Source organism: bacterium (assembly GCA_024226335.1).
Lineage (GTDB): Bacteria > Myxococcota_A > UBA9160 > SZUA-336 > SZUA-336 > JAAELY01.
Map to the genome: position 1 here is coordinate 64,121 of JAAELY010000206.1, position 11,221 is coordinate 75,341.

An 11,221-nucleotide genomic window follows, 5' to 3' on the forward strand; every position below is an offset into this window, starting at 1 on the left:
GTGCCCCATCCTAGTGGTGGACCTGTGCCCGGTTTTCCAAGGCCCAGTTTTCAAGAGGGGGGCAATGGCCGACGATCGCGACAGGCTCGAGGAGTTGCGCCAGCTCATCGAGCAACACAACTACCGCTACCACATCCTGGACGATCCGCTGGTCTCGGATGCGGAGTGGGACGCGCTCATGCGCGAACTGCTGGAACTCGAAGCAAGGCACCCGGGCTGGGTGACGCCCGAGTCTCCGAGCCAGCGCGTGCACGGCGCCCCAGCGGCCGGATTCAATGCAGTCGAGCACGCCGTAGCGATGCTCTCACTCGACAACGCAACCAGTGCCGACGAGATTCGCGCATTCGACACACGGGTGCGCAAGTTCCTGGGAGAAAAGTCGCCGATCGCCTACTGCATCGAGCCCAAGTACGACGGCATCGCGGTAGAACTGACCTACGAGCGGGGCGTGTTCAGGATCGGGTCGACCCGCGGAGACGGACGGACGGGAGAGGACGTCAGCCACAATCTGCGAACCATCCGGTCCGTCCCACTGCGGCTGCGCGGGTCCCCACCTCAAGTGCTCGATGTGCGCGGCGAGGCCTTCATGCCCCTGGCGGCCTTCCGGCGCTTGAACGAAGAGCGGCTGGACGAGGGGCTGCAGCCGTTTGCCAATCCCCGCAATTCCACCGCAGGTACGTTGCGCCAGCTGGATCCGAAGGTCGCAGCAGCCAGGCCTCTGGAAATCGTCATTTACGGGATCGGCCGCGGCCACGACGAGCTGGGTTTTGGCTCGCAGGGCGAATCGATCGCGGGCTTGCGCGAGTTTGGGCTGAAGACCAGCGAGCTGTTCTGCGCGAGCTACGAGATCGATGAACTGATTGCCTTCCACGCAAAACTGGAGAACGAACGCGACTCGCTGCGCTACGAGATCGACGGCTCTGTTCTGAAAGTCGACGACTTCGCATTGCAGAAGCGTCTGGGAGAACTCAATCGCTCGCCCCGATGGGCGATTGCTTTCAAGTTTCCGGCGAGACAGTCCACGACGAGAGTAATCGGCATCGAGACATCTGTCGGCCGCACCGGGGCGCTCACACCGGTGGCCGTGCTCGAACCGGTAGCGATTGGCGGAGTAACGGTGGAACACGCCTCGCTGCACAATCAAGACGAGATCGAGCGTCTCGATGTGCGCGTGGGAGACACGGTCTTCGTGGAACGGGCAGGCGATGTGATCCCGAAGGTGGTGCGCGTGGTGCTCGATCTTCGACCCGGGCGAACACGCCGACACAAACCGCCGGAGAACTGCCCGGTTTGCGATACGCCAGCGGTTCGACCCGAGGGCGAGGTCGTCAAACGCTGCCCGAACCCGAACTGCCCGGCGAAGCAACGCGAACGCCTGCGCCACTTTGCAAGCCGCGGGGCACTCGACGTCGAAGGACTGGGCGAAAAGCTGGTCGATCAGTTGATCGATGCCGAATTACTGACGCGTCCGTCGGACCTCTTCGGACTGAAGATCGACCGGATCGCCGCACTCGACCGCATGGGTCAGAAGTCCGCCCAGAACCTGGTCAGCGCAATCGAGAATTCGCGAGACGTGAGCCTGGGTCGTTTTCTGTACGCACTTGGCATCCGTCATGTTGGCGAGAGAATCGGCGAGGTACTGGCTGCGTCCTTTCCGGATCCGATCACTCTGCTCGACGCGTCCAAACAGGAATTGGAAGAAGTCGACGAGATCGGACCTACGATCGCCGAGAGCCTTCGCCTGAGCCTCGACGAGCCAGAAAACCGAGCAGAGTTCCTGCAACTCGTCGACACGTTGCGGATTCAGAGCGGTCCCGAACTGGAAGTCGGAAATGAAAGCGAGGCGCTGGCGGGCAAAACAGTCGTCATCACCGGCACGCTCTCGATCCCACGCAGCCAGTGGAAGAAACGCATCCTCGCAGCGGGAGCGAAGGTGACCGGCTCGGTGTCGAAGAAAACCGACTATCTACTCGCTGGCGAGAATCCGGGCTCCAAGCTCGAGAAGGCCCGCGAATGCGAGGTCGAGGTCGTGGGTGAGGATCGGATGGAAGAGTTGCTGGGGTGAGCTTCGAAGCTATTGCCCGACCCGTTCGAGAACACGGCGGTAGGCTTCACTGCGCTTCCATCCCAGTTCGTCGGCGAGCCGTCGGGCTGCATCGCGCGGGCTGATTCCTTCGGCGAGCAGCGCATCGATGCGTGCGCCGACCTGGGATTCGTCGAGTTCGGGCCTTTCGTCGGCCGGCGCTCCCTCGACGATCAGCGTGACCTCCCCTCTCGGTTCCGCAAGATCGAGAGCGCCAAGCCGTCCCCGGAGGATCTCCTCGTGAAGCTTGGTCAACTCGCGTGCGATCGCGACCCGTCGTCCCCCCAGTTCCTCGTGCAATTCGCCCAGCGTCTGCTTCAAACGGCCCGGGGCTTCGTAAAACACCAGAGTCGACGGGAGCGAAGCAAGCGACGCGAACAGACTGCGCCTCGCACCCGACTTGCGCGGCGGGAAACCCGAGAAGTGGAATGCTTGGGTCGGCAGTCCACTAGCGACGAGGGCGGCGAGCAAAGCCGATGGGCCGGGAACGGAGACGACCGAAAGCCCCTCCTCGATGACCGCGGCGACCAGGCGCTCACCTGGATCCGAGAGCAGCGGAGTTCCCGCGTCGGAGACCAATGCGATCGAGTCACCGGCCTTCAAGCGCCGGATCAGCCCGGGAATGCGAGAGGCCTCGTTATGTGCATGCAATGACTCGCGGCGCGTCGAAATCCCAAAATGAGTACATAGCTTCGCAGTGCGACGCGTATCCTCGCACGCAATCAGCACGACTTCGCGCAGAATCCTCTGCGCACGCGGACTCAGGTCTTCGAGATTTCCGATCGGCGTCGCAACGACGTAGACGCACCCGAAACCCTGCGATACGGTCTCCGTCATCTCGACCCCGAAACCTCTCACCCCGCCCACTCGAGAGGTTGATATGTCGGAAGATGAACGCTCCAACAAACGCTCGCCCACAAGCTCGTCCGACGTTTCGAATAGACGTGCACTCGGGCGCTTCGGCGAACGACTCGCCGAACAACATCTCCAAAGCCTGGGAATCCGCATCCTAGCCCGCAACGTGCACCTGCGCCACGCGGAACTCGACCTGGTCGCGCTCGACGGAGACACGCTCTGTTTCGTCGAAGTGCGCATGCGCACGACACCGCGCTTTGGATCGGCCGCCGAATCGGTCGACCGACGCAAGCAGCGCCGACTGGCTCGTGCGGCTCGCGAGCTTCTAGCCTCGGGTGAGCTTCCGCGCTCATCGCGCATGCGTTTCGACGTCGTGGCTGTCGATGGAACACGCGACGCCCCGGTGATCAGCTACATTCGCGACGCGTTTCGGGCCGACGGCGAATAGGAACTAATCGAGCTCGATCGTGCTGCTGGCGTGCTCACTCCAGCAGGGATCGTTGCCCGCGAACTGCACCACCTGTACGGATTCTCCCAGCCGGCGCAGAGAACGTGCGAGCAGATGGTCTCCGTCTTCGTGGCTACGCAGGTCGGGACCGATGAAGATCCCAAGGCCACGATCGGGACCCAGAGCTTCGAGCAAGGCGATGCGGAATGCCGTCAGTACGATGGTCTGTTCCTCCGCGTCGAGATCCATCATGGTCACGCCGTCGCACTGGGCTCCCTTGAACACCCAGTCCTCCGCCTTCCCATCGTCGATCTTCTCGAACACGGCCCGGTCGAGTGCGCCTTCGGTGAGAATATCGAGTTGTCCATCGAGTGGAGCCTGAAGGATTCCCCTCACTTCGTCGACCGGCAAAGAACAGACGCGCGCCATCGCCTCAATTAGTCCAGCGGGCGTGCGTTCGTCGATCTCGATGACTTCTTCCTCTTCGATCCGCGGTACTGCATTTTCCCGGCGGCGCTCGATCAAACTCGGTTCACCCAGCGATTCTTCCAGCTGGGAGAGTTCGGCGAGTGCCTCGGCTGGAAAAGCCTCGCGCGCTTCGACCGCCTGTTCGTGAAGTTGCTTCAGACGTTTGGCGCCCTTTTCGTAGTCGACGAGACGTCGTTTGAGATTCTCGACGGAGTCGAGCCCGACTTCCTCGAGCAACGCGAGCACGGGCCCGGCGTTCGAACTGAAATGACGCTCTGCGGTGCGCTCTCGCACGCGCAACGCGGCGATTGCGGTTTCGACACTGCGCTGTTTGCGCGTGCCGAGGTAGCGCATGAACATGAAGAACGAGGCACCCAGACCACCCAGCACGGCGATCGGCAGAGCGAATGGATTGCCCAACGGAATCAGTGCTGCGCCAACCCCACCGATCGCGGTACTGATGCCCGCAGGCAGCGGATAGCGCTGGGGAACCTTGGCGAGTTTCGCGCGCTGATCGAGCAGCTCGCGGCGCTTCTGTCGGATCTGCTCGCGGCAGCGATCGAGTTCAGCCTCACGCTCACAGTACTGCGTGATATGAGCTTCGGAGTCCTCGTGGAACTCCGCCAGAGGAGTCTGGGATTCGAGCCAGTCGAAAGCGCCCTTGTGCTCGCGCTCGAGTCGCGCAAGAGAGTCCCGATCCGCGCTTAGGACGGCCATTCTCGCCCGCGCGCCCGCCAGCTCTTCTTCGCTGGGCGGCGGCGACGTTTCCTCTTCGACGCACTCCTCCACGTAGGCGGCATTGCCTTCGAGAGGGTCGATCCCCTGGGTACAAAAGACGCGGAAACTCTCGACGTCCGGCAGGCCTTCAGCCCGAAGACGCCGAGCGACGCTGTCGGAACCGATGCACAGTGGCTCGTACTGTCCGGTGCTCTTGTCGAGCCGTCGCAGCTCGATTCGGCGGGCTTCGAAGTTGAGCGTGACGTGAAACGAATCCCCACCCAGATCGAAGCTCGCGCCGGCCTCGCCCGTCGTTGGGCCGGTCCACTCCTCGAGCTGTGGCAGATGCGAGTCCGGATAGAACATGGCGGTAGCGACCGAAGACAGGCGCTGCGCCTGATCCTGGCCCGGTGCGAAGACGACCGAATAGCCTGGATCCAGCGCAAACTGCCAATCCACCGCGGCGTCCCCCCGCGCGCTCAGATGGATTCGGGTTATCCGCATACGGTCCCTTACGTCTTCTTCTTCTTCTTCTCGCTCTTGGGCTCGATGCGGTCGCGGATGCGCGCCGCTTTGCCGGTAAGCGAACGGAGATAGAACAAACGAGATCGGCGTACTCGCCCACGCGACTTGAGTTCGATTTTCGCGATCATGGGGGAGTGGGTCGGAAAGACCCGCTCGACACCTACGCCATAAGAGACTTTGCGGACGGTAAACGTACCGTGGATCCCACCGCGGCGGCGCTGGATGACCACCCCCTGGAAGACCTGAATCCGCTCCTTGTCGCCTTCTCTGATGCGTACGTGGACTCGCACGGTGTCCCCTGGACGAAACTCCGGGTGATCCGTGCGCAACGACGCCTGTTCAAGCTCCTGAATCTCTCTCATTTTCCAGCTCCCGGAGGATCTTTCGATCTTCCTCGCTCAGTTTGATTGCATCGACGCAATCCGGCCGCCGCTTGACGGTCAACCGAAGTGACTCTTTATGTCTGTGCCGTTGGATTGCCGCGTGATTCCCGGAGAGTAGGACTTCTGGAACCGTGTGGCCCCGGAACTCGCGCGGGCGAGTGTAGACCGGATGTTCCAATCGCCCATCCCGGAACGAATCCTGCTCAAAAGAGACGGGATTCCCCAACACTCCTGGAATCAAGCGGGTCACGGCTTCAGTGACCACGAGTGCAGCGGCTTCTCCTCCGGAGATCACATAGTCCCCGATCGAGAGTTCCTCCGCACCCGTTGCTTCGAGAATCCGCTCATCGAAGCCCGCGTAACGACCGCAGAGCAGCACGATCTGCCGCTCATCGGCCAGGGACTCCACAATCGGCTGGTCCAGGCGGCGGCCGCGAGGACTCAGCGCGATGACCCGCGCACCGGGCCGGGCCACGGCCTCGACCGCTCGAACCACGGGCTCACATTTCATGACCATCCCGTCGCCCCCGCCGAAGGGCGCATCATCGACGGTGCGGTGCCGGTCGGTGGCATGGGTGCGCAGATCGCTCACCCGCACGTCGACCACGCCGCTGCGACGAGCCGCGCCGAGCAGGGAACCCTCGAGAAAACTCTCCACCAGCTCCGGGAAGATCGTCAGGATCTCGATTCGAGGCCCAGAGGGCATCAGTCGTCCTCCGGCAGCAGACCCGGAGGCGGGTCGATGAAGATCTTGCGGGCGGCGGTGTCGATTTCGCTCAATAGGCTGCGCAGCGCCGGAATCAATACGGGCTCGCCGTCCGCTCGAACCACCAGCAGGTCCACGCCGCCGGTCGGCCAGATATCCTCGACCCGACCCAGATCGCGGCCACCGAGGGTATGGACGGACAGGCCGATCAGATCGCGCCAATAGAACTCGCCTTCGGGCAGGGGCGCCAGAGCAGATTCGGGAACCGAGACACCCGCGCTCAGCCAGGGCTCCGTGCGCTCCCGCGAGTCGAGACCCGCCAGCCAGGCACGCACGCGCGCCCGGCCATCAGCAGCGGGATTGGAAGGCTCGAAGCGCTCGACCTTGAACGGAATCTCTCCGGGGCGGCCCGCGAGCCGAATACTCTCGCAGGCCAGCAGATTGGACGCATCCTCGGAATGCAGCTGGATCAGGAGACCGCCGTCGAGACCGACGGACTTGGTAATCCGACCGACCTCGACCCAGTTACCGGCAGCGCCGCGCGCTACCGTCTCCATCTCGTCCGAGCTGCTCACGAGCATGGTTCACTCCGCGGCGGCCTCTTCTTCGCCCTCGGCACCGTGGCCCTCGATATCGAGCCGCTGGCGGTCTGGACCCGAATCCAGAAGAACCCGCATGGCTTTGGCGGTGCGGCCGCGCCGCCCGATCAATCGACCGACGTCGTCGTCCGCAAGACGGAGCTGTAGCTGCCGCCGGTCGTCGGACTCCGTCACCTCGACCTCGTCGGGCTGGTCCGCAAGCGTGCGCGCGATGAAGTCGATCAGCTCCTTCATCGTTCGATCAGGCGCCGGTCTCGGCCGCCGCCTCCTCGCGTTTCTTTCTGCGGATCAGCGAAGCCACGGTGTCGCTGAGCTGAGCACCTTTGCCGATCCAGCGGTCCAGAGCCTCCTGGCGCAGAACCACGGCCGAATCCTTGATCGGATCGTAGGTTCCCAGCAACTCGAGCACGCGACCCTGGCGCTTCTTGCGCGAGTCGATGGCGACGATCCGATACGAAGGGCGCTTCTTGGCACCCGTGCGATATAGGCGAACTTTAACCATTGAAGGAAAACCTCTAGGGACCCGCAGGTGGGTCGGCGGAACGCGAAGGGCCGAAACTATAAGGGCTTTGGGCTGTCGTCAACCGCCTTGGGCCGGCGGTCGGCTTCTTTATCCCTGGAACAGGAATCACAGGCGTAGCGAAGGGCGTGGCGCGGCCCCAAACGGTCGTAATCGGCGTCCAGAGCCACCCGGCGCACGCGCTCGACCTCTCGGCCACAAAAATCACATCTGAATGCGGATCTCGGCAAAGTCCCCCGAAGGTACCAGACATGCGCAACCCGGCGAGCCACCCGCGTCTGCTACCGTCACGGTATGGGGGAACGAACGCGACGAGGACCGGCCGAATCGGTGGGAGAGCTGCTGCCGCAGCTGCTCAGCGAGGTCGGGCTCGAGGGCACGGCCCAGGCGGTCACCGTGATCCGGATCTGGGACGAAGCGCTGGGACCGGAGTTCTCACCCCATTGCCGCCCGGCGGGAGTCCGATCGGGAGTGGTTCACGCGCACGTCAGGGATTCCGCCTGGATGCAGAGGCTCCAGCTGGAGAAACAGACCATTTTGAGGCGTCTGAGCGAGTTCATGGACGACGCCCCCCCAAGCGACCTGCGCCTGCGCATCGGACCGCTCGAAGACCGCTAGCCGACAAGGTGCGGGCTAGAAGTCCCGCACGATCAGGCCACTGGGGATCTTCGGGCTGAAGAAGGTCGACTTCTGCGGCAGAACCGTTCCGTCCCGCACGACCCGGAAGAGTTCGTCGGCACCGGTCGGATTCAAGAACAAACCCAGGCTGACGCTACCGGCTCGAACATTTTCGAGCAGGCGCTCTGGCTTCGAATCGAAGGAGAGTTCGCCGCCGAGTTCGGGAAGCAGTTCTTCGTGCAGCACCTGGACGTCGAGCGTCTGGCCGCGGGACCGCGTCGCGAGTAGTGGCGGGGCGTCGCCAGACGCGAGCACGAACGCGTGAAACTGCTCACGGTGCTTGGCCAACTGCTCGACGATATCGCTCCCCGAGACAGACGTATCGAGTTCGCCGATCTTGAAACCGACCGCCTCCAGGACCGCGCGCGGGTCGTTGACTTCGGCTTTCAAAACGCGATGGATCGCCTGGATGCGCGATCCGGGATCGAAGGCGTTCACCACATAGGCCATGACGAACTCATGCGGATCTTCGGGATCGGGTTCTCCGCCCGCTTCGCGAATGGCCTCGCGGCACTCATCGCGGTAGCGCAGCATGGTCTCGTAGCGGTGATGCCCATCGGCGATGATCAGCGAGCGATCCTTCAGGAAACCCTGCACGGTTTCGACGCGCGCGACATCCGAGAGCGCAAAGAGCTTCAAGTGGGTACCGTCGGGGCCCCTGCAGTCGACCAGAGGCGCACCCATCGACGAGGTATCGAGAGCCTGCGCGAGTTTGTCTTCGCGATCCTCGTACAGGAAGAACGTGGGCTCGAGGTTGGCCTGCGCTGCGCGCGTGAGCAGAAGACGGTCCATCTTCGGACCCTTCATGGTGCGTTCGTGCGGCAGGATCACGCGCTCGTCGTAATCGGCCAGACGGACAGTGGAGACGAACCCCCTGCGCACGCGCCCATCCGTCACGCGCTCCTCCAGAACGTACAAGGCCGGTTCGTCGTCGCGCACGAGTACGCCGCGCCCGATCCAGTCCTCCAGGCAAGTGCGCGCCGCCGCATAGTCGCGCGCGCCCATCTCTCCCGGTGGCAGGGTCAGGTGCACGATATTCTCGGGTTCGGCACCGAGCTGCGCGCGCTCGTCGGCGTAGATCACATCGTAGGGACCTGCGAGTCGCGGCTGCGCGTCCCGCGCGAAGCGCAATCCCCTGAACGGGCGAATCTCACTCATGAATGACCAACTCCTCCAGAACGCTCCCGTAGGGAACGGCGCCCTCGCGCAACAAAGTAGGCGATCCCGACGCGTCGAGTGCGACGACGGTCGACGGATCCTGACCTCCACTCTTCTCGCCACCGAGGATCGGGAGTGCGTCACCGAAAACGCGTCGCACATGTTCGGCCGATTCACAGGGCGTCGCACCCGTGGGATTGCAACTGGTCGAAACCAGGGGCCTGCCAAAAGCGCGCGCCAAGGCGGCTGCGGTCGGTTGGGGCGAACAGCGAAAACCCACGCCGTGTTGCGACGCGACACCCGCGAGTGCTGGTTCGCTCGTCGGCAGCACGAGAGTCAGCGGCCCCGGCCAGAAGCGCTCGGCGATCTTTAGTGCAGCCTTGGAAAGCTCGGGAACCGCGGCGCGTAGTGCTTCGGTCCCCGAGATCAACACGGAAAGACCCGACTCGCGATCGCGCCCCTTGAGCTGACGCAATCGCTCCAGCGCGACAGGAGAAGCGGCATCGGCTCCGAGGCCGTATACGGTCTCGGTCGGATACGCGAGCACTTCGGCGCGTTCGAGCACTTCGACGGCGCCCGAGACGTCGACGATCAACTCGCGGTTTCCGCGAGCGCGCGCTTCGCGATGTCGCTGCGAAACTGCGCACCGTCGAAGTGGATCCGCTCCACTGCGTCATAGGCGCGACTCGTGGCGTCGGCGATCGTGACCGCTCGAGCGGTCACTCCCAGAACGCGGCCTCCGGCAGTCTCGATGCGATTGCCCTCGCGTCGCGTGCCCGCGTGGAACACCTTCACATCGGGGAGTTCGGCGACTTCGGCCAGGCCCGTGATCTCGCGACCCTTTTCGTAGCTGCGCGGATAGCCTTCGCTCGCCATCGCGACGCACACTGCGGGTGGACCGAAATCCAGTCCGACCTCTCCTTCGGGCAAGCGTCCCTCCGCGGCACCGAGCAAGAGCGGCATGAGATCGGATTCCATCCGGAACATCAACACCTGCGTCTCCGGATCGCCAAAACGGACGTTGAATTCGATCACGTAGGGCTTGCCATCGCTGATCATCAGACCGACGTACAGAACCCCGCGAAACGGACGACCCTCACTGCGCATGCCGTCGACGGTCGGGCGCACGACCTGCTCGACGATCTCGCGCTCCAGTTCGGCATCGACCACGGGCGTAGGCGAGTAGGCGCCCATTCCTCCGGTGTTCTCGCCCAGATCACCGTCGAGTGCGCGCTTGTGATCCTGCGCAGCCGCCAGACAGACGAAGCGCTCGCCGTCGCAGATCGCGTAGTAGGAAACTTCGTCACCGACCAGGCGCTCCTCGATGACGACGGAGTCTCCGGAATCCCCGAAACGCCGCTCCTGCATCATCTCGCGGATCGCGCTCAGCGCCTCGGCAGTCTTGGCGCACACGGCCACACCCTTGCCCGCCGCCAGCCCGTCGGCTTTCACGACGCAGGGACCGGCGAGTTCGCGCACGTAGGACTCGGCGGACGCGGCGTCGCAAAACGCCCGATGCGCCGCGGTCGGAATCCCGTGACGCTCCATGAACTCCTTCGCGAAGCGCTTGCTGCCCTCGAGCTGCGCGGCCTCCGCACTCGGTCCGAAAACCGCCACTCCGGCCTCTCCGAGCGAGTCCGCCAGCCCGGCCACGAGTGGATCCTCGGGGCCGATGACGACGAGTTGGACCCCCTCGCGCTTCACCAGTTCGAGCACGGCGACGTGATCCGAAAGATCCAGCGGTAGCACGCGAAAATCGCCCGCGATTCCGCCGTTGCCGGGTGCGCAGATCACCTCGTCGACGAGCGGGCTCCGAGCGATGGCCCAGGCCAGTGCGTGCTCGCGACCTCCGGAGCCCAGAACCAGGACACGCATTTAGGGGGATCTCCTTCGAAGGACGCCGGCGGGGAGTACCAGCTCGCAGACTGTCGAACAAGCCGGACTAGAGCCACAACCAGCAGATTCTTCAACGGACCAGAGTCAGGCTCACACGGATTCTTCAACCGACCACTAGCCGCGGGTATACCGCTGAGCCGGGGCACGGTCAACTGCGTAGCCAGAAGCTGCGCCGGGCACGGTCA

General features: G+C 63.8%; 13 protein-coding genes. 3 read left to right on the top strand and 10 right to left on the bottom strand.

All coding sequences use genetic code 11. From position 1 onward, the window contains the following. Positions 1–64: 64 nt before the first annotated feature. Positions 65–2,065 (top strand): NAD-dependent DNA ligase LigA, encoded by a 2,001-nt coding sequence (gene ligA / locus GY725_10490; GenBank protein ID MCP4004613.1) that lies wholly within the window; start codon positions 65–67, stop codon positions 2,063–2,065. 9 nt (positions 2,066–2,074) lie between these two features. On the opposite strand, the gene rsmI is transcribed toward ligA, so the two are convergent. Beyond that, positions 2,075–2,920, bottom strand: a complete 846-nt coding sequence (gene rsmI, locus GY725_10495) for a 16S rRNA (cytidine(1402)-2'-O)-methyltransferase (GenBank protein ID MCP4004614.1) — start codon at positions 2,918–2,920, stop codon at positions 2,075–2,077. A gap of 43 nt (positions 2,921–2,963) precedes the next feature. On the opposite strand from rsmI, the gene GY725_10500 reads away from it, so the two are divergent. After that, positions 2,964–3,386 (top strand): YraN family protein, encoded by a 423-nt coding sequence (locus GY725_10500; protein ID MCP4004615.1) that lies wholly within the window; start codon positions 2,964–2,966, stop codon positions 3,384–3,386. 3 nt (positions 3,387–3,389) lie between these two features. On the opposite strand, the gene GY725_10505 is transcribed toward GY725_10500, so the two are convergent. The 6 genes from GY725_10505 to rpsP are packed head-to-tail and all read right to left on the bottom strand — an operon-like array spanning position 3,390 to position 7,286. Continuing rightward, positions 3,390–5,030: a hypothetical protein gene (locus tag GY725_10505; GenBank protein ID MCP4004616.1), complete on the bottom strand. Its 1,641-nt coding sequence runs from the start codon at positions 5,028–5,030 to the stop codon at positions 3,390–3,392. A 53-nt stretch (positions 5,031–5,083) separates the two neighbouring features. Then, entirely contained in the window at positions 5,084–5,458 is a 375-nt protein-coding gene (rplS, locus tag GY725_10510; protein MCP4004617.1) for a 50S ribosomal protein L19, read from the bottom strand. After that, on the bottom strand, positions 5,436–6,185 hold the full coding sequence (trmD, locus tag GY725_10515) for a tRNA (guanosine(37)-N1)-methyltransferase TrmD (GenBank protein MCP4004618.1): 750 nt from the start codon (positions 6,183–6,185) through the stop codon (positions 5,436–5,438). Before trmD ends, rplS begins: the two co-directional genes overlap by 23 nt. Further along, positions 6,185–6,766 (bottom strand): 16S rRNA processing protein RimM, encoded by a 582-nt coding sequence (rimM, locus tag GY725_10520; protein MCP4004619.1) that lies wholly within the window; start codon positions 6,764–6,766, stop codon positions 6,185–6,187. The genes trmD and rimM overlap by 1 nt, the downstream gene beginning before the upstream one ends. A gap of 3 nt (positions 6,767–6,769) precedes the next feature. Continuing rightward, on the bottom strand, positions 6,770–7,018 hold the full coding sequence (locus GY725_10525; protein ID MCP4004620.1) for a KH domain-containing protein: 249 nt from the start codon (positions 7,016–7,018) through the stop codon (positions 6,770–6,772). Positions 7,019–7,025: 7 nt separating this feature from the next. Continuing rightward, positions 7,026–7,286: a 30S ribosomal protein S16 gene (gene rpsP, locus GY725_10530; GenBank protein MCP4004621.1), complete on the bottom strand. Its 261-nt coding sequence runs from the start codon at positions 7,284–7,286 to the stop codon at positions 7,026–7,028. Between the two features lie 348 nt (positions 7,287–7,634). Between rpsP and GY725_10535 the strand changes: the two genes are divergently transcribed. Beyond that, complete coding sequence (locus GY725_10535; GenBank protein ID MCP4004622.1) at positions 7,635–7,922, top strand: DUF721 domain-containing protein; 288 nt, start codon at positions 7,635–7,637, stop codon at positions 7,920–7,922. Positions 7,923–7,937: 15 nt separating this feature from the next. Here the strand turns inward: GY725_10535 and GY725_10540 are convergent, their stop codons facing one another. The 3 genes from GY725_10540 to purD are packed head-to-tail and all read right to left on the bottom strand — an operon-like array spanning position 7,938 to position 11,015. Next, entirely contained in the window at positions 7,938–9,140 is a 1,203-nt protein-coding gene (locus GY725_10540) for a DUF1015 domain-containing protein (GenBank protein MCP4004623.1), read from the bottom strand. Beyond that, entirely contained in the window at positions 9,133–9,735 is a 603-nt protein-coding gene (locus GY725_10545) for a threonylcarbamoyl-AMP synthase (GenBank protein MCP4004624.1), read from the bottom strand. Before GY725_10545 ends, GY725_10540 begins: the two co-directional genes overlap by 8 nt. After that, positions 9,732–11,015: a phosphoribosylamine--glycine ligase gene (gene purD, locus GY725_10550; GenBank protein MCP4004625.1), complete on the bottom strand. Its 1,284-nt coding sequence runs from the start codon at positions 11,013–11,015 to the stop codon at positions 9,732–9,734. The genes GY725_10545 and purD overlap by 4 nt, the downstream gene beginning before the upstream one ends. Between the last annotated feature and the right edge of the window lie 206 nt (positions 11,016–11,221).

What these genes read in the sequence shown, in the direction of transcription:
- ligA (MCP4004613.1), top strand. Translation starts at nt 65, where the DNA reads ATGGCCGACGATCGCGACAGGCTCGAGGAGTTGCGCCAGCTCATCGAG.
- rsmI (MCP4004614.1), bottom strand. Translation starts at nt 2,920, where the DNA reads ATGACGGAGACCGTATCGCAGGGTTTCGGGTGCGTCTACGTCGTTGCG.
- GY725_10500 (MCP4004615.1), top strand. Translation starts at nt 2,964, where the DNA reads ATGTCGGAAGATGAACGCTCCAACAAACGCTCGCCCACAAGCTCGTCC.
- rplS (MCP4004617.1), bottom strand. Translation starts at nt 5,458, where the DNA reads ATGAGAGAGATTCAGGAGCTTGAACAGGCGTCGTTGCGCACGGATCAC.
- trmD (MCP4004618.1), bottom strand. Translation starts at nt 6,185, where the DNA reads ATGCCCTCTGGGCCTCGAATCGAGATCCTGACGATCTTCCCGGAGCTG.
- rimM (MCP4004619.1), bottom strand. Translation starts at nt 6,766, where the DNA reads ATGCTCGTGAGCAGCTCGGACGAGATGGAGACGGTAGCGCGCGGCGCT.
- GY725_10525 (MCP4004620.1), bottom strand. Translation starts at nt 7,018, where the DNA reads ATGAAGGAGCTGATCGACTTCATCGCGCGCACGCTTGCGGACCAGCCC.
- rpsP (MCP4004621.1), bottom strand. Translation starts at nt 7,286, where the DNA reads ATGGTTAAAGTTCGCCTATATCGCACGGGTGCCAAGAAGCGCCCTTCG.
- GY725_10540 (MCP4004623.1), bottom strand. Translation starts at nt 9,140, where the DNA reads ATGAGTGAGATTCGCCCGTTCAGGGGATTGCGCTTCGCGCGGGACGCG.
- purD (MCP4004625.1), bottom strand. Translation starts at nt 11,015, where the DNA reads ATGCGTGTCCTGGTTCTGGGCTCCGGAGGTCGCGAGCACGCACTGGCC.